We start from the raw sequence: 22,585 nt of genomic DNA, 5'->3' as shown, positions 1-22,585 counted from the left end.
GTTGCAACAGCAATTATACCAGCCGGGCACCGTAGCCCTCCGGGAGCCCACTATGGCACAGGCTGGACCTGTCCATGTTCCACGTGGAACCGGGTGATATGCGTTGCGTCGATAAGCGCTGCCGGTATCTCGGTGGCGGTGATGAATATCTGCGCGGGCCCTGCCTTCAAACGGTCCAGTACCCGCGCCTGGTGGGTGCGGTCGAGCTCGGATGCGAGATCGTCCAGTGCAATCACCGGCCATTCCCCACGCTGCTCGGCGTAATCCTCGGCCTGGGCGAGCAGGCAGGTGAGGGCGGTGAGCTTGGCCTGCCCGCGCGACAGGGCGTCACGGCCGGGGATGCTGGCAAAACCCACGCTCCAGTCCGCGCGATGCGGACCCACCGAGGTGTAGCCGGCCATGCGGTCGCGTTCGCGCGCCAGCAGCAGCGCATCGGACAGGGACAGTTCCTGCTTGCGCCAGCCCGGATTGAGCGTCATCGACTGGATGTCCAGGTTGGGCGCAAGCGCTTCGGCCAAGGCGATGGTGCGGTCCTGCAGGCGTTCGAGGTAATGCTGGCGACGCGTGGTCAACGGTTCGCCGGCCTCGGCCAGTTCGCGATCCCAGGCGTCCAGTGCGTGGGGATGCCCGCCCTGCTTGAGTAGCGCATTGCGCTGCTTGAGGGCACGCGAGTAGCGCCGCCACAAGGAGAGGAAGTCTGGTTCCACGTGGAACAACCCCCAGTCGAGGAAGCGCCGACGCGGTTCACCGCCACCGCTGACCAATGCGTGGCTGCCCGGCTCGAACGTCACCACGGCCAGCGCAGCGCAAAGATTGCCGAGCTGGGCAACATCCTCGCCATCCAACCGGCCTTTCCAGTCCTGACCGCTGTGGCGCAGGCCCGCTTTACGCCGCGTGGAACTGGGGGCGCCTTCGCGCTGCTCGTCCCACTCGACGAACACCTCCAACGCCTCCTGCCCTTGCCGCACCAGGCCATCGCGCACCCGTCCGCGGAAGCTGCGCCCGTACGCCATGACATGCAAGGCTTCCAGCACGCTGGTTTTGCCCGCCCCGTTGTCGCCGGTAATCAGGTTGATGCCCGGTTGGGGCGCCAGTTCCACGTGATCGAAGCGGCGAACCTGGTGCAGGGACAAACGGCGGATGTGCATGCGGTCGATCAAGGCCGCACGAGGCGGCAGTCGGGTAGGGGGAATCGATCAGCTTACTGCATCGGACCGGTTCCACGTGGCCGGCGATGCAAACGCCGCACTTGGGCCGATATGCCGGCACTGGCGGCGTATGCCCGGAAGGACGTCTGTCAGCGCCCGTTCTGGGCACCCCGAATTCTTTGAAATCTGAGGCGAGAGCAGGGCGGGTGCCGTGCAGATTTGAAGAAATTGCGCGCGTTTTACGCATCGCTCTTCTAGGCCGAACGTCGGCTTGGGCGCAAATCCTTCAAATCTGGACGGGCTACCCAGGCCTGCATATCCAGATCTGACGAGATTCAACGCCTTTGCCGCTGGCTGTCCACAGGGGTCATGTATTGCTTCTGCACAACTACTGTAGGGGCTGTGGATAAAAAGTGCCCTTTTAGAAGGGCTGAAAGATATCCACAGGATGACCCCCAGGCCCAGACCCCCTTTTACAGGGGGTTTCGAGGTCGATTAACCCTTATATTTCAAACAGATAAGGTACTTTTCAACCAAATCTGGCCCTACCACCACCACCTAGCTTTAGATTTATATACAGTTTTTAAAGCATAGAGCTGTGATCCAGCGGGCGAATCCGGAGCCGTCCAGCAAAGGATCAGCCTGACGAGAGAACTCACGCACTGCCGCCCCAAAGCGCGAAGCGTTGACGCGATGGTGTGTTCGCAATCGCGTGGATCTTTCGACGCCCCTGTTCGAGGACTGAGGTGACCCATTCGCGAGGCGTCCAATTTCAAGAACCCATCGCTGACGTTCAAACCGATGCCGATGGCTGTCGGGAATTGATCCGGGCAGCGATTCCAATGCTCCACGTGGAACATGCTCCTTCCCATCGCCCAAAAAAAACCCGGCGCCAGGCCGGGTTTCTTCAAAACATCGGTTCCACGTGGAACCAAGCGCTCAGGTCACAGGCGCAGCGGCATCACCACATGACGCGACTTCTCGCTGCTGGCCTCGCGGACCAGGGCCGAGGAGTTCGAATCACGCAGCTGGATCACCACGAACTCATCGCGCAGTGCTGACAACGCGTCCAGCAGGTAGTTCACATTGAAGCCGATGGCCAGATCGCTGACCGTGGTATCGGCCTCGATCTCTTCCTGGGCTTCTTCCTGCTCCGGGTTGTGCGCGCTGATCTTGAGGTTGCCCGGCGAGACTTCCACGCGGATACCGCGGTACTTCTCGTTGGACAGGATCGCGGCGCGCTGCAGCGAGGCACGCAGTGCTTCACGATCGACCTTCACTTCGCGATCGGCGCCGATCGGGATCACGGCCTCGTAATCGGGGAAACGGCCGTCGATCAGCTTCGAGGTGAAGGTCACATCGTCGCGCTTGACCCGCACGTGGCTGCGGCCAACTTCCAACTCGATCTCGCGATCGCCGCTTTCCAGCAGACGCTGGAGTTCGGTCACGCCCTTGCGCGGCACGATGATCTGACGCTTGGCGCCGCTGGCCTTTTCCAGGTCGGTCTCGCACAGCGCAAGACGATGGCCGTCGGTGGCAACGGTTCGCAGGGCATCGCCGCGCAGGTCGAACAGCAGACCGTTGAGGTAATACCGCACGTCCTGCTGGGCCATCGCGAACGCGGTGCGCTCGATCAGCTCCTTCAGGGTGGCTTCGCCGATCGCCACGCGCTCGGTGGCTTCCACTTCGTCCACCGACGGGAAGTCGTTGGCCGGCAGGGTTGCCAGGGTGAAGCGGCTGCGGCCGGCCTGAACGGTGATCTTGTCACCGGTCTGCGAGACGGTGATCCGGCTGCCGTCGGGCAGGGCGCGGATGATCTCGAACAGTTTGCGGGCGGGGATGGTGGTCTCGCCGTCCTGGGCATCTTCCACCGCGATCCGCGACACCATTTCCACTTCCAGGTCCGTACCGGTCAGCGACAGCTGCCCGTTCTGCACCTGGACCAGGAAATTAGCCAGAACCGGCAGGGTCTGGCGGCGTTCGACCACGTTGACGACTTGTGCCAACGGCTTGAGAAAGGCTTCGCGCTGCAGTGTGAAACGCATGTGGTTCCGTGCCCCTATGCTTTAAAAAAATGTGGAATAAATCAAAAGCTTGGTGGTGATGGTAGCGCCAGAATCGCGGGAAAACACAGCTAAGTCTTTGTAAACAAAAGGGTTTCAGGCGTCGAAACCCTCTGCATTACTGGCCCCGAAGGGGAGGGCAATGCTGTGGATAACTTCGCGCCCAGATTGAACGTCGTTTTTATCCACACCCTGTCCCCTGCTTACTACCGGATTCTGCACCGTTTTATGCGATGACGCCTTAGCGGCGTACATGCATCATTCGCTCAACTTCCGGATCAGCTTGTCCCAGTCTTCCCGCAACTTGCCGTCCGCTTCCATCAACGTCCGGATCTGCCGGCAGGCATGCAGCACCGTGGTGTGGTCCCGGCCGGCAAAGGCGTCGCCGATTTCCGGCAGGCTGTGCTCGGTCAGTTCCTTGGTCAGCGCCATGGCTACCTGGCGCGGACGGGCCAACGACCGGGTCCGGCGCTTGGACAGCAGATCCTTGATCTGCAGCCCGTAGTAGTCGGCCACGGTTTTCTGGATGTTGGGAATGCTGATTGCCTGCTGCTGGGCGCGCAGCAGGTCGCGCAGGGTTTCCTGCGCAAAATCAGTGGTGATCGCACGGCCGGTGAAGTTGGCGCGTGCGGCCAGAGTATTCAGCGCACCCTCGAGGTCGCGGACATTGGAGCGCATTTTCTTGGCAATCAGAAACGCCACATCGTCGGGGATCTCGGTGCCACGCTCGCGTGCCTTGGCCAGCACGATCGCGGCGCGGGTCTCGAAGTCCGGCGGCTCGATGGCCACCGACAGACCCCAGGCCAGTCGCGACTTCAGCCGTGCTTCCAGGCCCTCGACTTCGCGCGGGTATCGGTCGCAGGTCAGGATGATCTGCTGCTTGCCGTCGAACAGGGCATTGAACGTATGGAAGAACTCTTCCTGGGTACGGTCCTTGCCGGCGAAGAACTGGATGTCATCGATCAGCAGCGCGTCCACCTGCTGGAACTGGCGCTTGAACTGATCCATGGTTTTTTCCTGCAACGCCCGGATCATCGCGCTGAAGAACTGTTCCGACCGCAGGTACAGCACCTTGGCGCCCGGGTTGGCCTGGCGCATCGCATTGCCGGCCGCGAACATCAGGTGGGTCTTGCCCAGGCCGGTGCCGCCGTACAACAGCAACGGGTTGTGCGCCCGGTCGCCCGGTTTCTGCGCCGCCTGGAACGCCGCGGCCAGGCCCAGCTGATTGCTGCGACCCTCCACGAAGTTGGCGAAGGTGTAGTGGGAATCCAGGTTGCCGGCGAACGGCACCAGCGGCTCGGCCGGCACGACAGGCGCGGAGAAGCCCGGATTGGACGCAATCTGCGCCTCTACGGCGCGCGGACGCGAGCCGATTTCAAGAAAAACGTCGCCAAAGCCGGCGAAGTGCGCCAGCAGTTCCTTGATGCGCGGCAGGTACAGCTCGCGCACCTGGTCGACAATGAAGGCATTTGGCGCATAAAGCACCAGGCTGTCCACGCGCAGATCGGCCTGCAGCGGCTTCAACCAGGTGTGAACATCCTCGGGCGGGAACTCCGCTTCAAGGCGTTCGAGACAACGGGACCAGGCATCCATCGGCAATAATCGTCTGGGGCCAGGGGACAGGCGTGGAAAACCGCCGCACCGCAGGCCGGAAGGGGGAAAGAATGGATGGCGCAGACTACCACCGACGAGGGGGGCCGGGAATGGTTGTCCCGAAGTTATTCACAAAATGATCCACAGCTATTGCACAGCCCAATGAATTCCCGTAGTGACAAGCACTTGACGGCACCTTGATCAGGTCTATAGAATTTCCGGTTCTTTCCGTCCCCTTCATATAGAGGCCCCGCATGGCCACCAAGCGCACTTTCCAACCCAGCAACCTCAAGCGTAAGCGCGACCATGGCTTCCGTGCCCGTATGAAGACCGCTGACGGCCGCAAGATCCTGTCGCGTCGCCGCGCCAAGGGCCGTAAAGTCCTGAGCGCTTGATTGCAATGCCGCTTCCCGCGGCAGACGCAATCCTGACTGTGAGCAGTTCCGACCCGCGCAAGCGATTCCCTCGCTCTGCGCGGGTTCGTACGCGTGCCGAATATACAACGGTCTTCAACGGCGCCCGCCGTGTGTCCGATCCGCTGATGACCCTGCACTGGCTGAAGAGCGATACGCCAGCCAGGTTGGGTCTCGCCGTGTCGCGCAAAGTCGATCCCCGAGCCGTGGGTCGCAACCGAGTAAAGCGTGTGCTGCGCGATGCCACACGCCACCTACGGCCGTGGATGAGTGCCGGCGATTTTGTCGTCGTTGCCCGTAGCGCCGCCCGTACCGCCAGCAACTCAGAACTCCGCCAGGCCTTTGAACGCCTGCTGCGCCGTCTTGGCGCATTGCCCATGCCGGGCGCGGACGGCACAATGCCGCCGCCCCTGGGCGTTGTACCCCTTTCTTCCCAGCCCGAGCCGGCATCGCATGCCGGCCCCGTCGAGCCTGCCCGCTGATGAACCAGACCCGCGTTTTCCTGATTTTTGCCTGGCTGATGGTGGCCGTGTTGCTGTGGATGGAGTGGGGCCGCGACAAGGCCGCACCGACCCCGCCGCCGGTTGCCGCGCAGACCCAGGCAACCGTGCCGGGCGCGGCAGGTTCCATCCCCGGTGCGTCGGTGCCGCAGGCCCCGGGTAGCGCCCCGGCGACCCAGCCGGCCGCGCAGGCCCAGGCCGGCGCCGCCCGCGTCACCGTCACCACCGACGTACTGCGTCTGGTGCTGGACGGCGGCACCGTGCTGGACGCCGAGCTGCTGCAGTTCCCGCAGACCAAGGCGGACGGCAGCCCGCCGGTGCGCCTGCTGACCGAAGAGAGTACCCACCCGTACCGCGCGGTGAGTGGCTGGACCAGCCAGGACAAGGGCACCCCGGTGCCGGAAGCCAATGGCTTCACCCTGGTGGGCGACAACCACGACTTCGTGCTGGGCAAGGGCCAGAAGGAACTGCAGATCCCGTTCGTGTGGAATGGCCCGAACGGCGTCAGCATCCGTCGGACTTACACGCTGGGCCGCAACGAGTACGCGATCAAGGTGAAGGACGAAGTGGTCAACGGCAGCACCGCGCCGTGGAACGGCTACGTGTACCGCACCCTGGACCGCACCCCGACCATCCTGTCGCGCAGCATGACCAACCCGGACTCGTTCAGCTTCAACGGCGCGACCTGGTTCAGCCCGCAGGACGGTTACGAGCGTCGCGCGTTCAAGGATTACCTGGACGATGGCAACCTCAACCGCACCATCACCGGCGGCTGGCTGGCGATGCTGCAGCACCACTTCTTCACCGCGTGGATCCCGCAGGCCGACCAGGCCGCGAACTACGCGCTGTCCCAGCATGACGGTCGCGACCAGATCCAGGCCACCGGCCCGGCCTTCACCGTCGCCCCGGGCCAGCAGGCCAGCACCGAAGCCCGCCTGTGGGTCGGCCCGAAGCTGGTCAACCTGATCGCCAAGGAAGACGTGAAGGGTCTGGACCGCGTGGTCGATTACAGCCGCTTCTCGCTGATGGCGATCATCGGCCAGGGCCTGTTCTGGGTGTTGAACCAGGTCCACAAGGTCGTCAACAACTGGGGCTGGGCGATCGTTGGCCTGGTCGTGCTGCTGAAGCTGGTGCTGTATCCGCTGTCGGCGGTGCAGTACAAGAGTGGCGCCAAGATGCGTCGCTTCCAGCCGCGCATCGCGCAGTTGAAGGAACGCTACGGCGATGACCGCCAGAAGTTCCAGACCGCGATGATGGAGCTGTACAAGAAGGAAAAGATCAATCCGATGGGCGGCTGCCTGCCGATCCTCATCCAGATGCCGATCTTCTTCGCGCTGTACTGGGTGCTGGTGGAGTCGGTGGAACTGCGCCAGGCGCCGTGGCTGGGCTGGATCCAGGACCTGACCGCGCGTGACCCGTACTTCATCCTGCCGGTGATCAACGTGGCGGTGATGTGGGCCACGCAGAAGCTGACCCCGGCCCCGGGCATGGACCCGATGCAGGCCAAGATGATGCAGATGATGCCGCTGGTGTTCGGCGTCATGATGGCCTTCATGCCGTCCGGCCTGGTCCTGTACTGGGTGGTCAACGGTGGCCTGGGCCTGCTGCAGCAGTGGTGGATGACCAAGCGCCACGGCAGCGATCCGGTGCCGACGACCACCACCCCCGTCAAAAAGAAGTAGAGCCGACCGTTGGTCGGCTGCAAAAACACGTAGCGCCGACCGTCGGTCGGCTGCCCTGGAAAACCCGCCACCCGGCGGGTTTTTCTTTGGCGGCGATACAATCGCCGCCACCGTTGCCCCGTTCCCCCGAGCCACTCCATGCCCGCTGCGTCGTCGCTGTTCCGCCTGTCCGTGCCCATGCTGGCGCTCACCCTGGCGCTGGCCGGGTGTAGGGACAAACCCGCGGCCACCGCCGACGGGGTCACCCAGCCCAGCGCGCAGGCCGCCGCCGCCGCCGACCCGGCGGCCGCACCGCTGCTCACCGCGCTGCAGAAGCTGCTCGACGGCCACCGCCGCATCATCGTGCTGCTGGCCGATGAGGCGCAGCAGTCGTCGGCTGACCGCGCGACCTCCAGCCGCATCGGCCAGCAGCTGTTCCACGATGGGCTGGCGCAGCGCGAGGCGATCGCCGCGCAGTTCGACACCCTGCTGCGCGATGCGAGCCCGCAACGCTTCGCCACCCTGGGCACGGTGCTGGATTACATCGAATCGGCCCCGGAGTTGTTCGACGCCGACCGCCTGGCCTTCCGCGAAGTCCTGCGCACCCTGCACGACCGCGTCGGTACCGATTCCTCGCTGCCGGCGGTGAAGCTGCACCAGCGCATCGGCGAAGACCTGGAGGCGCTGGACGAGATCGAGCGCAACTACAACCAGGAAATCACCCGCATCTTCAGCCGCTTCGACCGCACCCGCGCCATCGCGCTCAAGCGCGAGAAGTGGGAGGACTACATCGCCCACCTGCACAAGCAGTACAGCCGCGAGGCGATCCTGCGCGATTACGGGGTGATCGAGCCGTACCCGATGTCGATGAAGGACAGCGACCGCGAGATCTTCGGCCGCGACCTGCCCCCCAAGACCGTGGTGCTGAGCTTCGACGATGGCCCGCACAAGGCCTATACCGACGAGGTGGTGGCCATCCTCAAGCGCTACGACGTACCGGGTGTGTTCTTCGAAGTGGGCCGCAACCTGGGCACGGTGCAGGCCGACGGCAAGGTCACGCTGGGGCCGCTGGCCAGGATCAGCCGCGACCTGATGGAGCAGGGCTACGCGGTGGGCAACCACAGCCTCACCCACGCCCAGCTCTCGCGCACCACCGGCGATGCCCTGCGCGAACAGGTGTTGTCCACCGATACGCTGCTCAAGGATGTGGACGGCAAGCGCGCACCGCTGTTCCGCTTCCCGTATGGCGCGCGCAATGCAGAGGGCCTGCAGCTGCTCAACGAAGCCGGGCTGAAGTCGATCATGTGGAACATCGATTCGATGGACTGGGCCGACCCGGTTCCCGAGTCGATCGTGCAGCGCGTGGTCGAACAGGTGCAGAAGGAACAGCGCGGGATCATCCTGTTCCACGACATCCACGACCGCGCGGTGAAGGCGTTGCCGCAGATCCTGGATCGGCTGATCGCCGACGGCTACCAGTTCGCCGGCTGGAATGGCCGCGACTTCAGCGTTGGCCGTGCGCGCAAGGCGGCTGCCGCCGACACCACGGTCACCAGTGGCTACGAGAAATCCTGGGCCATCGTGGTCGGCATCGACGACTACGCCAAGTGGCCCAAGCTGGAATACGCCAGCCATGATGCGCAGGCCATCGCCGACACCCTGACCGGGCAGTTCGGCTTTCCGTCCTCGCAGGTGATCGTGCTGAAGAACCAGCAGGCCACCCGCAACAACATCCTGGCCGCCTTCCACGACCGGCTGGCCGACGACCGCACCGGCAGGAACGACCGCGTGTTCGTGTTCTTCGCCGGCCACGGCGCGACCCGCCGGCTGGCCTCGGGCCGCGACCTGGGCTACATCATTCCGGTGGATTCGGATCCCAACGAGTTCGCCACCGATGCCATCGCGATGACCGACATCCAGAACATCGCCGAAAGCATGCAGGCCAAGCACGTGATGTTCGTGATGGACGCCTGCTACAGCGGCCTCGGGCTGACCCGCGGGGGTGGATCGTCGTCGGCATTCCTGCGCGAGAACCCCCGCCGCAGCGCGCGGCAGATGCTCACCGCCGGTGGCGCCGACCAGCAGGTGGCTGACAGCGGCCCGAACGGGCATTCGGTGTTCACCTGGGTGCTGCTGCAGGCGCTGGCGGGCAAGGGCGACCTCAATGGCGATGGCCTGATCACCGGCACCGAGCTGGCCGCCTACGTCGCCCCGGCGGTGTCGGCGGTATCGCGGCAGACCCCGGCGTTCGGCAGCCTGCCCGGCTCACAGGGCGGCGAGTTCGTGTTCCAGGTGCCTGACAGCCAGGAATACCTCAACGCCGACACGCACCAGCTCTCGGCCGATGCCATCGCGCTGAACAACAAGGTCGATGCGGCGCAGGATGCCCAGGGGGAAACCCAGGCGCCGGTCACCGTCCCCGACCTGCAGGGAGGCAAGCGCACGCTGGTGGTGCCGGTAGCGCTGCCCACGACCGATCGCCAGCGCGCGCAGCAGGCCAACGACCGCGGCCTGCAGCTGTACCGCGAGAAGCGCTACGACGACGCGGCCGCCCAGTTCACCGAAGCGCTGAAGCTGCGCCCGGACTTCGCCCAGGCTGCCAACAACCTCGGCTTCGTCTACTACCGCCAGCGGCGTTACGCCGAAGCCGCGCGCTGGCTGGAGAACACCTTGAAGATCGATCCCTCGCGCGCGGTGGCCCACCTCAACCTGGGCGATGCGTACTTCCATGCCGGCGACAAGGGCAAAGCGCGGCAGGCCTACACCACCTATCTGGCGCTGCAGCCGCAGGGTAGCGGCGCTGCCCAGGCCCGCGCGCAGCTGGAGAAGCTGTAAGCCATGAACGCCTCCGCCAACATCGACACCATCGTGGCCATCGCCAGCGCGCCCGGCGCCGGCGGCGTCGGCCTGCTGCGTCTGTCCGGTCCGCGTGCGGCGGCCATTGCCACCGCACTGGGCGCGCCGACGCTGCGCCCGCGCCATGCCCACTACGCGCGCCTGCGCGACGCACAGGGCGAGGTGATCGACGATGGCATCGTGCTGTGGTTCCCGGCGCCCCACAGTTTCACCGGCGAAGAAGTCGTCGAGCTGCAGGGCCACGGCAGCCCGGTACTGCTGCAACAACTGGTCGCGCGCTGTATCGCGCTCGGTGCGCGCCAGGCGCGGCCGGGTGAGTTCAGCGAACGGGCCTTCCTCAATGGCAAGCTCGACCTGGCCCAGGCCGAGGCGATCGCCGACCTGATCGCCGCCAGCGATACGCGCGCGGCACGCGCCGCCCGCCGCTCGCTGGACGGGGTGTTCTCGCGCCGGGTCGACGAGGCGGCGGAACAGCTTGTTCTGCTGCGCATCCACGTGGAGGCGGCGATCGACTTCGCCGACGAGCCGCTGGATACCCTCGGTGGCGATCAGGTCCGCGCCGGATTGGGCCAGGCGCTGCGCGCGCTGGTGCAACTACGCGACGATGCCGAACGCGGCCGCCGCCTGCGCGATGGCCTGCACGCGGTGCTGGTGGGACCGCCCAACGCCGGCAAGAGCTCGCTGCTCAATGCACTGGCCGGAAGCGAACGGGCGATCGTCACCGACATCGCCGGCACCACCCGCGACACCCTGCGCGAAACCATCCGCATCGACGGGCTGGAACTGACCCTGGTCGATACCGCCGGCCTGCGCGAAGGCGGCGATGCGATCGAGCGCGAGGGCATGCGCCGCGCCCACCTAGAGATGCAGCGCACCGACCTTGCCATCATCGTGCTTGATGCCCGCGACCCGCAGGCCGGGCACGCGGCGGTGCGCGAGGCCATCGCCGAGGTGCCGCAGCAGCTGTGGATCCACAACAAGAGCGACCTGCTCGCCGCGCTCCCGGCTACCGACGACCCCAACATCGTGCACGTCTCGGCCGCCACCGGCCTGGGCCTGGACCGCCTGCACACGCGCCTGCGCGAACTGGCCAGCGGCAGCGCCGGGGACAGCGTGGAAGGCGAATTCTCCGCCCGCGCCCGGCATGTGGAGGCCATCGCGCTGGCCATCGGCCACGCCGAGCGCGCCGAAGCCGAGCTGGTGCACGAGCATCTGGAACTGGCCGCCGAGGAACTGCGCCTGGCCCACGAGGCGCTGGGTGAGATCACCGGGCGGATGAGCGCCGATGATCTGCTGGGGCGGATATTCTCGAGCTTCTGTATCGGCAAGTAGGGGCGGCTTTCTTCCCCCTGTCACACCGCACCACCACAATGCGCCGGTCCTTTCCACGCCCCGCCGCGTTGGCGCGGGGCGCATCACACAGGGGTTTGCAGTGTCGAAGTCGTCGTGGGGTTGTGTGTTGCTGTTGTCGCTGGCCGTGGCACCATGGGTGGCCATGAGCGCTGAATCCACGTCCCCCGCAACGCCCAAGGCGGCGGTGTATGGCCATCGCGGTGCCAGTGCGCTGTTGCCCGAGCACACCTTGGCCAGCTACGCGCAGGCCATCGCCGACGGCGCCGATTACATCGAACCGGACCTGGTGATGACCAAGGACGGGGTGCTGGTGTCGCGCCACGAGAACGAGATCGGGGGCACCACCGACGTGGCCGCGCATCCGGAGTTCGCCAGCCGCAAGACGGTCAAGACCATCGACGGCGAGCGCATGGAAGGGTGGTTCACCGAAGACTTCACCGTGGCCGAGCTGAAGACCCTGTACGCCCGCGAGCGTCTGCCGCAGCTGCGCAGCACGGCCTTCGATGGGCAGTTCCGCATTGCCACGCTGGACGAGATCATCGCGTTCCTGGTGCAGCAGGCCGGGCGCGCCAACCGCGGCATCGGGCTGGTGCCCGAGATCAAGCACGGCACCTACTTCAAGGGCATCGGCCTGCCGATGGAGGACAAGGTGTTGGCCGCGCTGCAGGGCAACGCGTACACGCGGGTGGCACCGGTGACGATCCAGTCCTTCGAGGTCACCAACCTGCGTTACCTGCGCAGCAAGCTCGGTGCTGACAGCAACATCCGCCTGTTGCAGCTGCTCGGCGACCCGAAGCAGCAGCCGGGCGACGTGCTGGCGGCCAAGGGCAGCCAGCGCTATGCCGACATGATCACGCCCACTGGGCTGGCGCAGGTGGCCGGTTATGCCGATGGCATCGGCCCCAGCCTGCGCATGGTCATTCCGCTGGATGCGGCGGGGAAGTTGGGCACGCCCACCCCTCTGGTGCGCGATGCGCATGCGGCCGGGTTGATGGTCATCCCGTACACCTTCCGCCCGGAGAATTACTTCCAGGCCGCCGAGTTCCGCAAGGGCGAGGCCAACGCACGCAATGCCGACGGCTCGGTCGCCGAGATGCGCGCCTACCTGGCCACCGGCATCGATGCGTTCTTCACCGACGATCCGGCACTGGGCCGACGTGCGGTGGACGGGGATGCGGCGGCGACCGCAGGTAACTGACCGGCGACGATCGCTGCATCCGCAGGCGCGGATGGCGGGACGCCCTGCCGATCAGCACGTGCGTGACCTTGTTGCGATCGGCGACCACGGCTACCGTGGCCGCTGGACACGGAGGTCTGCATGTTGATCGGACATCGCTACGAACGCACGCCAGGCGGCGACCTGCACATCCATTCGCACAACCGCGTGCAGGCAGGCCTGGTGCTGTTCGTGGGCGCGGTCGCGTTGGCGGTACCCGGCGCGTTCGTGGTCGGGGCGCTGGTGAACGAACACTCGCCGTTGTCCCGCCTGGCCCCGTTGTCCTGGCTGCTGGTGGTGCTGGCGTTCCTGCTGCTGGTCGCGCTGGCGGTGGTCCTGCTGGTGTACACCGAGACCAGCGAAACGCTGACCCTGTCGCGCCGCGACGGCGTTGGCCGGCGCCATACCCGCACGCTGTCCGGGCGCTGCACGCAGGTGAATGGCGCCTTCGCCCTGCACGGATTGTCCGCACTCCAACTGCGATGGCACGGCACCCTGCACCGCGGGACCACCCAGCTGTGGCTCGTGCACCACGATGGCAGCGAGACCCTATTGACGCCTGGCAATGTCGCCGTGCTGCCCGGCACGCGGCGCACCGACCGCTGGCTGGGCGTGCTGGCCGATTATCTGCAACTGCCGGTGCCCGTGGAGGTGCTGGACCCACCCCGCGCGGCCCCGGCGCAGACGGGAGAGGAGGGCGCGGACAAGGCGCCATCCGCAGCTGACAAGGCGCCATCCGCAGCTGACAAGGCCGGCGCTGGCGTCCGCCTCTTTTTCGGCCTGCTGGGCGCCTTCCTGGCGGTACTCGAACTCAAGCAGCTGCTCTCGCTGGTGACCGCCCTGGCCACCGCGCGGATCCGGGTCGGCGGCTACCGCGTCAGCGCGCACACCTACTATTGGAGCGAGCAGCCGCTCGCGTACGCGTTCAACGTGCTGTTCGGGGTGGCGATGGTGGTCCTGGTGGGCATGTTCGCCATTGGCTGCCTGCGCCTGGCGCTGTTCGGCCGGATCAGATCCGCCACGTGAGCGCTACTCGCGCGGCTCCGACCGGTCACGCGGCCGGAACGGCAGCACCACGTAGTCCTGGCCTTCGCGCGGTTGCCACAGCACCGGCACGCGCTGCGGTGACGGCGGCTCCAGGTCGCTGTCGCGCTGCAGCTCCAGGTCTTCCTCGTCTTCTTCTTCCCAGCTGTAGCGCTTGCGCGGGGCCATCGGGTCGGACAGGCGGAACAGCAGCGCGCTGAGGATGCCGGCAAAGGCGCCGCCCATGTGCGACTGCCAGGACACGCCCGGCTCGTGCGGGAGGATGGTGATCAGCATGCTCCCGTAGAACAGGAAGGCGATCAGCCCGGCGGCGATGGCCGGACGGTCGCGGCGCAGCAGGCCGAGCACGAACACCAGGAACATCAGGCCGTGGGTGATGCCGCTTGCGCCCAGGTGGTGGCTGCCGATATCGCCGAGCAGCCAGGCACCGAGGCCCGAGCCGATCCACAGCAGCGGCAGCGCGCGCAGCGTGGCGTTGGGATAGACGCTGCCGGCCAGTGTGCCGAGGATCAGCAGGGCAGCCGCGTTGGCGCCCAGATGCTCGACCGAGCCATGCAGCAGCGGGGCACCGAGAATGCCGAGCAGGCCGGCCTTGTCCAGCGGCGACACGGCCCACGGCTGCCAGTTGAAATGACCTTGCGCGGTGAACACCGCCACCAGCACCAGCACGAACGCCAGGCTGGCGTTGAACGCCCGCATCACACGACCGTGGTCGTTGCGGGGGGAGACCGGCGGCTCGCCGGCGGGCAGGGGCAGGTTGTCGTTCATACCCTAAGGGATTGCGTCGCCCGGGCTGAACACAAGGGCAACGCGACGGGAGAGAGTGGTGCCACCGGCGGGACAATCCCGCCGGTGGCACGCCGGGGTCACGCGTCGCCGGTCTTCGGCGGGTTCTTCAGGCTCAGCACCACGGTGGCGGCGATGATCACCGCGACCACGCCCAGCGAGATCGGGGTGGGAATCTTGAAGATGTCGATCAGCATCATCTTGATGCCGATGAAGGCCAGCACCAGGGCCAGGCCGTAGGGCAGCAGGTGGAAGCGATCGGCCATGCCGGCCAGCAGGAAGAACATCGCCCGCAGGCCCAGCACCGCGAACACGTTGGAGGTGAGCACGATGAACGGGTCGGTGGTGATGGCGAAGATCGCCGGGATGCTGTCCACCGCGAAGATCACGTCGGTGACCGCGATCAGGATCAGCACCACGAACAGCGGGGTGAACCAGCGCTTGCCGTCGCGCATGACGCTCATCGCGTTGCCGGCGTAGTCCGGGAGCAGGCGCAGGTGCTTGCGCATCCAGCGCAGCGCCGGGTTGGTCTCAAGATCCGGCTCGGTCCCGGCCGAGAACCACATCTTCCAGCCGGTGAACAGCAGGAACGCACCGAACACGTACAGCAGCCAATGGAACTTGGTCAGCAGCACGCTGCCGGCGAAGATCATGATCGTACGCAGCACGATCGCGCCCAGAATGCCGATGATCAGCACCTTCTGCCGTTGTTCTTCGGGTACCGCGAAGTAGCCCATGATCATCAGGAACACGAAGATGTTGTCTACCGCCAGGGCTTTCTCGACCAGGTAGCCGGTGAGGAACTCCAGCCCGACCTTGTTGGCCACCACCTGGCCGGCGGTTTCGTTGAGGTAGTACCAGAGGCCGCCGTTGAAGGCCAAGGCCAGCAGGACCCAGCCGATCGACCACCACAGGGCCTCCTTGAAGGTGACCTTGTGCGGTCCGCCGTGTCGCATCAATACGAGATCGACCAACAGCGCGATGACCACCACCGCGCCGAAGCCGCCCCACAACCATAAGTTACCGATCGTCTGCATGGGTTTGTCCGTTGGAAAAATGAATGCCTCAAGCCGGAGGGCGAGGATCTGCAACGGAGGATCGGGGGGATCCGGGGAGACAGAGCTTCGCCATACGGCGAAGGTCTCGCTCGCAGTCCCGATGGGTGGGACTGCCGTTGCACCGGAGCCTGCGGGCTCGAATTGACGGCGACAACGTCTGGGAGCTACTCCCCTTCTGAGGCCGATTCTGCGGGCTGCCGGGGCCGGCGTCAAATGCCCGCCGTTTACCTCCCCGCCCGACCGGAACGCCCCGGGGCCAGGGGGCGCCGACGCAGGCGCGGGGGTAGGGCGCGCGCATGGCGGGGGCCGTGGTGTGTGCGCGCAGACCGCGGTCCGGCAGCGCGTACCCGATGCCGCGTCATACAATATGCGGATGAATACCCCTGCCCCCGTAGTCCGCCTCAAGAACGCCTGGCGCTCCAGCCACCCGTGGATCTTCCAGAAACTGGTCGAGAAGCCTGTCGTCCGTCCCAAGCCCGGTGCCATCGTCGACGTCGTCGGCGTGGACGGGGAGTGGATCGGCCGTGGCTTCTACAACGGTCATTCGCGCATTGCCGTGCGCATCCTGGAAACCGATCAGGCCGTTCCGGTCGACGCCGGCTGGTTCTCGCGCAAGATCGCCCAGGCGGTGTCGCTGCGTCGCGAGGTACTCAAGCTGGACGAGGTGTCCAACGCCTGGCGCGTGGTGCACAGCGAGGGCGACGGCCTGTCCGGCCTGGTGGTGGACCGCTATGGCGATCTGGTGGTGGTGGAGTTCTTCGCCGCCGGCATGTTCCGCCACCGCGAATGGGTCTATGAGGCGCTGCGCGAGCAGTTCCCGGGCTGCCGTTTCCACAGCTTTGCCGACGAACACGTGCAGAAGCAGGAAAGCTTCGACTTCCACGGCAACACCACCACCGAAGCGTCGGTGATCAGCGAGTACGGGGTGAAGTTCCGCGCCGATCCTGCCGGTGCGCACAAGACCGGTTTCTTCGCCGACCAGCGCGAGAACCGCCAATGGCTGAGCCAGCAGGTGGAAGGCAAGACCGTGCTGGACCTGTGCTGCAATACCGGCGGCTTTGCGGTGTATGCCGCGGTGCGCGGTGCTGCCGAAGTGGTCGGCATCGACATCGACGAGGACGTGATCGAGATTGCCAAGGGTAACTCGCGCCTCAACAACGTGCGCCCGAAGTTCATCCAGTCCGACATCTTCCCGTGGCTGCGCGATGCGTCCAACCGCGGCGAGCGCTACGACGTGGTCATCCTCGACCCGGCCAAGATGACGCGTGACCGCGACCAGGTGATCACCGCGCTGAAGAAGTATCTGGACATGAACAAGCTGGCCCTTGGCGTGGTCAAGCCCGGCGGCCTGCTGGCCACGTTCTCCTGCACCGGCCTGGTGGCCGAGGACCAGTTCCTGGACATGCTGCGCCGCGCCGCGTTCTACGCCGGCCGCACCATCCAGATCCTGAAGGTATCCGGCGCCGGCCCGGATCATCCGTTCATGGCCCACGTGCAGGAATCGCGCTACCTCAAGGCGGTGTTCTGCCGCGTGCTGGACTGACAGCACCGTGCGTGCCGACCGGCGGTCGGCACCTGGCGGGCTGTGTGCGTGCCGACCAACGGTCGGCACCTGGCGGGCTTTGTGCGTGCCGACCAACGGTCGGCACCTACAGGGCTGTCTGCCGGCCGACCCAGCGATCGACACGCCTGACGGCGTGCCTGCCGACCGTCTACGGCGTTGGGAACGGGTAGAGCCGCGCCATGCTTGGCTGGCCGCGCTCCACGCAGCAGCCGAGCATGGCTCGGCTCTACCGCGTGTCTTCCGACAGCGCTATCGTCCTACGCTTCCCATCACAGGTGAGGCGTCATGACGTTGCGCAGTCTGTCTTTGCTGGTCTCGCTGGCGTTGTGCACGCCGCTGGCCGCCCACGCCATCACGTTCTCCCCGCAGGAACTGGCGAGGGCCGCCACGCTGCAGCAGCGGCTGCTGACCCTGGACAGCCACCTGGATACCCCGGCCAACTTCCACCGCGACGGCTTCGACATCACCCAGCGCCACGACCACAACGCGTTGTCGCAGGTGGACTACCCGCGCATGGTCGAAGGTGCACTCGACGGCGGCTTCTGGGCGATCTACACCGACCAGGGCGACCGCAGCGCGCAGGCGCACCAGCACGACCGCGATGCCGGCCTGCTGCGGCTGATGGACATCCGGCAGATGCTCGCCGCGCACCCGGATACCTTCCAGCTGGCGCTGACCGCGGCCGATGCGGCGAAGATCAAGGCCGCCGGCAAGCGCGTGGTCTACATCAGCATGGAGAACGCCAGCCCGCTGGTGGATGATCCCTCGCTGCTCAGCTTCTACCATCTGGCCGGGTTGCGCCTGCTCAGCACGGTGCACTTCGCCAACAACGAGTTCGCCGATTCGGCCACCGACAAGCACGGTGCCGAGTGGAAGGGCCTGAGCCCGGCCGGCAAGGCCCTGGTGGACGAAGCGGTGCGGCTGGGCATCGTCATCGACCAGTCGCATGCGGCCGATGCGGTGTTCGACGACCTGATCGAGCGCATGCCGGTGCCGTTTGTGCTCTCGCACAGCTCGGCCAAGGCGATCTACAACCACCCGCGCAATCTCGATGATGTGCGCCTGAAGCAGCTGGCCAGGGCCGGCGGGGTGATCCAGGTCAACGCCTATGGCGGCTACCTGATCGACACCGGCAAGACCGAGGCGCGGTCGCAGGCCGAGGAGGCGCTGATGCAGCAGCTCGGCGGCGACTACGACGGGATGACCATCGTCCAAGGCGTGGCGCTGAAAAAGGGGCTGGAAGACATCGACGCGCGTTATCCGCTGCGCAAGGCGACGCTGGACGACTTCTTCGCCCACTTCGAGCACATCCTGGAGGTGGTTGGCCCCGAACACGTGGGCATCGGCCTGGACTGGGACGGCGGCGGTGGCCTGGCCGACCTGCCCGACGTGAGCCAGTTGCCCAAGATCACCGCCTGGCTGCTGCGCAAGGGCTACAGCGAAAAGCAGATTGCCGGCATCTGGGGCGGCAACCTGCTGCGGGTGATGCAGCAGGCGCAGGATCACGCCGCCAAGGTCGCCGCGGCCGCAAAACCCTGAACACCGGCGGCATCCCGCGCGCTGGCCGCTGGATGTCCTGACCGGAGCCAATAAAAAGAAAAGGCTCTTCGCCCAGATGTGGGGCAAGCAGAAGCGTGCTTTGACCCGTTCCAGCCGGGGCGGTCTGTGGGTCGGGCGCTGGGGCCCATGCCCTTTCCGGCGACGCCCCGGGGGTCGGCCTGCGGCCGCCTCTTCCTCCTTTATTTCGCCTCAAGCGGCAGTCGGTGGGTCGGTCGCTGGCCCCCCATGCCCTTTCCGGCGAATGTCCTCCGGCGTCGGCCTGCGGCCGCCCCCTCCCCCTTTATTTCGCCTCCAAGGGCATGGGAACCCAGCGCCCGACCCACCGACCAACGTCAGAAAAAGCCTGGCTTCGGCATGCTCACCGCAAGCCGAGCCCCTTAGCGGCCGGTAGGCCCCTGGGCAAAATAAAGGAGGAGGCCGCCACGCGGCCGGGGGACATTTGCGCCAGGGGCCTACCGGCCGCTAAGGGGCCCACACGCTCGCGACCAGCCCGATCGGAGACGCCAGCCCACATCCCAGCGGCCTGCACACCCGGCCGCCCGCGTAGCGTCGTGCTCATGCTGCGACGGCCCGTGCAGCAAGACGCTCCCCTCAGATGGGGGAAGAACCAAAGAAAAAGGCAGGCCCTTGGGCCTGCCTTTTCCTACCGACGTGCCGCCCCGAAGGTCAGACGGCGCGATGCCTCATTGCTTGCCCAGCACCGCATTGCGCCGCCCGTAGGCGAAGTAGGCGACCAGGCCCAGGATGTTCCAGGCCAGGAAATACAGCTGGGTCTTGCTCGGCAGGCTGAAGAACAGGTACACGCAGCCGATCACCGCCAGCGGACCGACCACATAGGCCAGCGGAGTGCGGAACTTGCGCACGCGGTTCGGCTCGCGCTTGCGCAGCACCACCAGGCACAGGCCCACCGCGGTGAAAGCGGCCAGCGTGCCGGCGTTGGCCAGTGCGGCAATTTCATCCAGGCGGGCCACGCCGGCCAGCGCGGCGACCAGCACCGCGGTGAACAGCGTGGTCGCAATCGGCGTGCCGGTGCGCGCGCTGACCTTGGACAGCCCGCGCGGCAGCAGGCCATCGCGCGACATGACGAAGAAGATGCGGCTCTGCCCGTACAGGAAGGCCAGCAGCACCGTCGGCAGCGCGATCACCGCCGCCGCGCCGATCCACTTGGCCGCGCCCGGGCTGCCCAGCTCGCGCAGGATCAGCGCCAGCGGCTCGGCGCTCTGGCCGAAGATCGTGTAGCTCATCGCGCCGACGGCAGCCAGCGCCACCAGCACGTAGATGATGGTGCAGCCGACCATCGAGCCGATGATGCCGATTGCCAGGTCGCGGTCGGGCTTCTTGGTCTCTTCGGCGGCGGTGGAGATCGCATCGAAGCCGTAGAACGCGAAGAAGATGATCGCCGCGGCAGCCATCACGCCATGCTCGACGCCATCGGCACCCACCGACTTGGCGAAGCCGAACGGCATGAACGGCTCCATGTGGCCGGTGTCGAAGTGCGGCAGGGCAATGGCCACGAACACGGTCAGCGCGATGATCTTGACCACCACCAGGATCGCGTTGAGGGTGGCGCTTTCCTTGGTGCCGGCCATCAGCATGCCGGCCACCACGAAGGTGATCAGCACCGCCGGCAGGTTGATGAAGCCGCCTTCCACGTGCGGGCCGGCGGTCAGCGTCAACGGCAGGTCGATGCCCCAGCCATGCAGGAAGCCGACCGCGTAGCCGGACCAGCCGACCGCCACCGTGCTCACCACCAGCGAGTACTCCAGGATCAGGCTCCAGCCCACCACCCACGCCACCGTCTCGCCGAGCGCGGCGTAACTGTAGGTGTAGGCGCTGCCGGCCGCCGGCATCATCGTGGCCAGTTCGGCATAGGACAGCGCCGCACACGCGCAGACCGCACCGGCGATGGCAAAGGAAATCAGCACGGCCGGGCCGGCCAGGTTGGCGCCCACCCCGATCAGGGTGTAGATGCCGGTGCCCACGATCGCACCGATGCCCAAGGCGATCAGGTGCGGCCAGCTCAGGGTCGGAACCAGTCGCCTGCCGGCTTCATGGACGGTGACTTGGTCTAGGGACTTGCGCCGGAGCAGTGACATGGGGCCTCGCGGTGGATGACTGTTAACGACAAGTCTGCGAGTTTTACCGAACCCGGTGCAGCATTACTACTGCCAAGCGTCCCACGTGGGCGAGGTGTGCACCTGACTGGGATTGGGGTGACGAAACCGGCACAAACGTGGCCGACACCCGGTCAGTCCCAGTGGCAGCCGCTGTCGGTCATCGCAGCGATGTCTTCGCTGAAGCGCGTCTGCCGCCCGTTGCGCGCGTTGGTGTAATCGAAGCCATAAATGCGTGCACCCTGGGTGGTGATCGCGTAGTGCCCGGTCACTTTGCCGTCCAGGTGCTCTTCCCACACCGCGTCGAACTGCCAGGGACGGCCTTCGGCCATCTCGCTGCCTTCGTTGGACAGCCGGGTCAGGCGCAGCCATTGGGTCTTGCCGGCGTAGCGCACGAAGCTCACCGGTGTTGCGCCGGTGTCGCCCTCGGGCAGCTTCCACTCCAAGTGGATCTGGTCGGCGTTGCCGCCGGTCAGGCAGCGGACCTCATCGGCGTGGGCTGGGGCGACGCCCGGCAGCAGGGGGAGCAGGGCAAGCCAGCGCATGGTGGAGGTCCGTTCGGGCGAAGGGCGCGCCATTGTCCCCCATCCGCCCCGGTGTATTGCCGGGGCGGGTGGGCGCACCCTCAGCGATTCAAGATCGCCATCGCCGCTGCCGCGTAGCGTTGGCCGGCGGCGGCGTTGGCCGGGAAGATCGCGTCGATCTGCGCCCGCTCCGCCGCACTCAACTGCACCTGCAGCGCGCCAAGGTTTTCTTCCAGGTAGGCGATCCGCTTGGTGCCGGGGATCGGCACCAGGTCCTCACCCTGCGCCAGCACCCAGGCCAGGGCCAGTTGCCCCGGGGTGATGCCCTTGCCGCGTGCCATCGCGGTGACCGCATCGACCAGCGCCAGGTTGCGGTTGAAGTTGTCGCCCTGGAAGCGCGGCGACTGGCGGCGGTAGTCGTCTGCATCGACGTCGGCCAGGCTGCGGATGGCGCCGGTGAGGAAGCCACGGCCCAGCGGCGAGTAGGGCACGAAGCCAATATCCAGCTCGCGCACGGTCTCCAGCACGCCGTTGTCCTGCGGATCGCGCGACCACAGCGAGAACTCGGTCTGCACGGCGGTGATCGGATGTACCGCATGGGCGCGCCGGATGGTGGCCGCCGACGCTTCGGACAGCCCGAGGAAGCGCACCTTGCCCTGCTCGACCAGCCGCGCCATCGCGCCGACGGTGTCTTCGATCGGCACGCTGGCGTCCACGCGGTGCTGGTAGTACAGGTCGATGTGGTCCACGCCCAGTCGCTGCAGGCTGGCCTCGCAGGCGGCGATCACATACTCCGGGCGACCATCGACACTGCGTGCGGCGCTGTCGCTGGGTTCCTGCTTGATCCCGAACTTGGTGGCCAGGAAAACCTGGTCGCGGCGATCGGCGATTGCCTTGCCGACCAGCACCTCGTTGGTGTGCGGGCCGTACATGTCGGCGGTATCGAGCAGGGTCACGCCGCGTTCCAGCGCACGATGGATCACCGCGATGGCGTCTGCGTCACTGCCGCGCCCGCCGTAGAAGGCGCTCATTCCCATGCACCCCAGGCCGAGTGCGGAAACGGTGGGGCCGTGGCGGCCAAGGGTGCGGGTCTGCATGGGGAAGCTCCGGGGAAGGGAAACAGGACTGGTCC

General features: G+C 66.3%; 17 protein-coding genes. 9 read left to right on the top strand and 8 right to left on the bottom strand.

The window, feature by feature from the left end:
• Window positions 1-50: 50 nt before the first annotated feature.
• The 3 genes from recF to dnaA form a co-directional block, all read right to left on the bottom strand.
• The gene (recF, locus tag NR101_RS17620) at window positions 51-1,148 is read right to left on the bottom strand and encodes a DNA replication/repair protein RecF (RefSeq protein WP_256776084.1); all 1,098 of its coding nucleotides are present in this window, start codon (window positions 1,146-1,148) and stop codon (window positions 51-53) included.
• A 944-nt stretch (window positions 1,149-2,092) separates the two neighbouring features.
• The gene (gene dnaN, locus NR101_RS17615; protein WP_256776085.1) at window positions 2,093-3,193 is read right to left on the bottom strand and encodes a DNA polymerase III subunit beta; all 1,101 of its coding nucleotides are present in this window, start codon (window positions 3,191-3,193) and stop codon (window positions 2,093-2,095) included.
• A gap of 276 nt (window positions 3,194-3,469) precedes the next feature.
• Window positions 3,470-4,804 (bottom strand): chromosomal replication initiator protein DnaA, encoded by a 1,335-nt coding sequence (dnaA, locus tag NR101_RS17610; protein ID WP_256776086.1) that lies wholly within the window; start codon window positions 4,802-4,804, stop codon window positions 3,470-3,472.
• Between the two features lie 254 nt (window positions 4,805-5,058).
• Between dnaA and rpmH the strand changes: the two genes are divergently transcribed.
• From rpmH to NR101_RS17575, 7 genes are all read left to right on the top strand, one after another.
• Entirely contained in the window at window positions 5,059-5,199 is a 141-nt protein-coding gene (gene rpmH / locus NR101_RS17605; RefSeq protein ID WP_006404565.1) for a 50S ribosomal protein L34, read from the top strand.
• 5 nt (window positions 5,200-5,204) lie between these two features.
• The gene (rnpA, locus tag NR101_RS17600; protein WP_256776087.1) at window positions 5,205-5,699 is read left to right on the top strand and encodes a ribonuclease P protein component; all 495 of its coding nucleotides are present in this window, start codon (window positions 5,205-5,207) and stop codon (window positions 5,697-5,699) included.
• Window positions 5,699-7,399 carry a membrane protein insertase YidC gene (yidC, locus tag NR101_RS17595; protein WP_256776088.1) on the top strand — a complete coding sequence of 567 codons (1,701 nt, stop codon included), beginning with the start codon at window positions 5,699-5,701 and terminating at the stop codon, window positions 7,397-7,399. The genes rnpA and yidC overlap by 1 nt, the downstream gene beginning before the upstream one ends.
• 138 nt (window positions 7,400-7,537) lie before the next feature.
• Window positions 7,538-10,213, top strand: a complete 2,676-nt coding sequence (locus NR101_RS17590) for a polysaccharide deacetylase family protein (protein WP_256777757.1) — start codon at window positions 7,538-7,540, stop codon at window positions 10,211-10,213.
• 3 nt (window positions 10,214-10,216) lie between these two features.
• Window positions 10,217-11,566, top strand: a complete 1,350-nt coding sequence (mnmE, locus tag NR101_RS17585; RefSeq protein WP_256776090.1) for a tRNA uridine-5-carboxymethylaminomethyl(34) synthesis GTPase MnmE — start codon at window positions 10,217-10,219, stop codon at window positions 11,564-11,566.
• A 163-nt stretch (window positions 11,567-11,729) separates the two neighbouring features.
• Entirely contained in the window at window positions 11,730-12,785 is a 1,056-nt protein-coding gene (locus NR101_RS17580) for a glycerophosphodiester phosphodiesterase (protein ID WP_256776091.1), read from the top strand.
• A gap of 120 nt (window positions 12,786-12,905) precedes the next feature.
• The gene (locus tag NR101_RS17575; protein WP_256776092.1) at window positions 12,906-13,829 is read left to right on the top strand and encodes a hypothetical protein; all 924 of its coding nucleotides are present in this window, start codon (window positions 12,906-12,908) and stop codon (window positions 13,827-13,829) included.
• A 3-nt stretch (window positions 13,830-13,832) separates the two neighbouring features.
• Here the strand turns inward: NR101_RS17575 and NR101_RS17570 are convergent, their stop codons facing one another.
• Window positions 13,833-14,615, bottom strand: a complete 783-nt coding sequence (locus tag NR101_RS17570) for a rhomboid family intramembrane serine protease (RefSeq protein WP_256776093.1) — start codon at window positions 14,613-14,615, stop codon at window positions 13,833-13,835.
• Window positions 14,616-14,713: 98 nt separating this feature from the next.
• Window positions 14,714-15,670, bottom strand: a complete 957-nt coding sequence (locus NR101_RS17565; RefSeq protein WP_256776094.1) for a TerC family protein — start codon at window positions 15,668-15,670, stop codon at window positions 14,714-14,716.
• Between the two features lie 394 nt (window positions 15,671-16,064).
• On the opposite strand from NR101_RS17565, the gene NR101_RS17560 reads away from it, so the two are divergent.
• Both NR101_RS17560 and NR101_RS17555 read left to right on the top strand, forming a co-directional pair.
• Complete coding sequence (locus tag NR101_RS17560; RefSeq protein WP_256776095.1) at window positions 16,065-17,234, top strand: class I SAM-dependent rRNA methyltransferase; 1,170 nt, start codon at window positions 16,065-16,067, stop codon at window positions 17,232-17,234.
• A gap of 306 nt (window positions 17,235-17,540) precedes the next feature.
• Window positions 17,541-18,794 carry a dipeptidase gene (locus NR101_RS17555; protein ID WP_256776096.1) on the top strand — a complete coding sequence of 418 codons (1,254 nt, stop codon included), beginning with the start codon at window positions 17,541-17,543 and terminating at the stop codon, window positions 18,792-18,794.
• A gap of 704 nt (window positions 18,795-19,498) precedes the next feature.
• On the opposite strand, the gene NR101_RS17550 is transcribed toward NR101_RS17555, so the two are convergent.
• From NR101_RS17550 to NR101_RS17540, 3 genes are all read right to left on the bottom strand, one after another.
• On the bottom strand, window positions 19,499-20,911 hold the full coding sequence (locus NR101_RS17550; RefSeq protein ID WP_256776097.1) for an amino acid permease: 1,413 nt from the start codon (window positions 20,909-20,911) through the stop codon (window positions 19,499-19,501).
• A 152-nt stretch (window positions 20,912-21,063) separates the two neighbouring features.
• On the bottom strand, window positions 21,064-21,474 hold the full coding sequence (locus NR101_RS17545) for a hypothetical protein (RefSeq protein ID WP_256776098.1): 411 nt from the start codon (window positions 21,472-21,474) through the stop codon (window positions 21,064-21,066).
• Window positions 21,475-21,554: 80 nt separating this feature from the next.
• Window positions 21,555-22,550: an aldo/keto reductase gene (locus NR101_RS17540; protein ID WP_256776099.1), complete on the bottom strand. Its 996-nt coding sequence runs from the start codon at window positions 22,548-22,550 to the stop codon at window positions 21,555-21,557.
• Between the last annotated feature and the right edge of the window lie 35 nt (window positions 22,551-22,585).

This window comes from Stenotrophomonas sp. Ste86 (assembly GCF_024519465.1).
Taxonomy (GTDB): domain Bacteria; phylum Pseudomonadota; class Gammaproteobacteria; order Xanthomonadales; family Xanthomonadaceae; genus Stenotrophomonas.
This window is presented reverse-complemented; position numbering and strand designations above follow the sequence as displayed.

What these genes read in the sequence shown, in the direction of transcription:
- NR101_RS17570 (WP_256776093.1), bottom strand. Translation starts at nt 14,615, where the DNA reads ATGAACGACAACCTGCCCCTGCCCGCCGGCGAGCCGCCGGTCTCCCCC.
- NR101_RS17565 (WP_256776094.1), bottom strand. Translation starts at nt 15,670, where the DNA reads ATGCAGACGATCGGTAACTTATGGTTGTGGGGCGGCTTCGGCGCGGTG.
- dnaA (WP_256776086.1), bottom strand. Translation starts at nt 4,804, where the DNA reads ATGGATGCCTGGTCCCGTTGTCTCGAACGCCTTGAAGCGGAGTTCCCG.
- yidC (WP_256776088.1), top strand. Translation starts at nt 5,699, where the DNA reads ATGAACCAGACCCGCGTTTTCCTGATTTTTGCCTGGCTGATGGTGGCC.
- rpmH (WP_006404565.1), top strand. Translation starts at nt 5,059, where the DNA reads ATGGCCACCAAGCGCACTTTCCAACCCAGCAACCTCAAGCGTAAGCGC.
- NR101_RS17550 (WP_256776097.1), bottom strand. Translation starts at nt 20,911, where the DNA reads ATGTCACTGCTCCGGCGCAAGTCCCTAGACCAAGTCACCGTCCATGAA.
- dnaN (WP_256776085.1), bottom strand. Translation starts at nt 3,193, where the DNA reads ATGCGTTTCACACTGCAGCGCGAAGCCTTTCTCAAGCCGTTGGCACAA.
- NR101_RS17560 (WP_256776095.1), top strand. Translation starts at nt 16,065, where the DNA reads ATGAATACCCCTGCCCCCGTAGTCCGCCTCAAGAACGCCTGGCGCTCC.
- recF (WP_256776084.1), bottom strand. Translation starts at nt 1,148, where the DNA reads ATGCACATCCGCCGTTTGTCCCTGCACCAGGTTCGCCGCTTCGATCAC.
- NR101_RS17575 (WP_256776092.1), top strand. Translation starts at nt 12,906, where the DNA reads ATGTTGATCGGACATCGCTACGAACGCACGCCAGGCGGCGACCTGCAC.
- NR101_RS17555 (WP_256776096.1), top strand. Translation starts at nt 17,541, where the DNA reads ATGACGTTGCGCAGTCTGTCTTTGCTGGTCTCGCTGGCGTTGTGCACG.
- mnmE (WP_256776090.1), top strand. Translation starts at nt 10,217, where the DNA reads ATGAACGCCTCCGCCAACATCGACACCATCGTGGCCATCGCCAGCGCG.
- NR101_RS17580 (WP_256776091.1), top strand. Translation starts at nt 11,730, where the DNA reads ATGAGCGCTGAATCCACGTCCCCCGCAACGCCCAAGGCGGCGGTGTAT.
- NR101_RS17590 (WP_256777757.1), top strand. Translation starts at nt 7,538, where the DNA reads ATGCCCGCTGCGTCGTCGCTGTTCCGCCTGTCCGTGCCCATGCTGGCG.
- rnpA (WP_256776087.1), top strand. Translation starts at nt 5,205, where the DNA reads ATGCCGCTTCCCGCGGCAGACGCAATCCTGACTGTGAGCAGTTCCGAC.
- NR101_RS17540 (WP_256776099.1), bottom strand. Translation starts at nt 22,550, where the DNA reads ATGCAGACCCGCACCCTTGGCCGCCACGGCCCCACCGTTTCCGCACTC.
- NR101_RS17545 (WP_256776098.1), bottom strand. Translation starts at nt 21,474, where the DNA reads ATGCGCTGGCTTGCCCTGCTCCCCCTGCTGCCGGGCGTCGCCCCAGCC.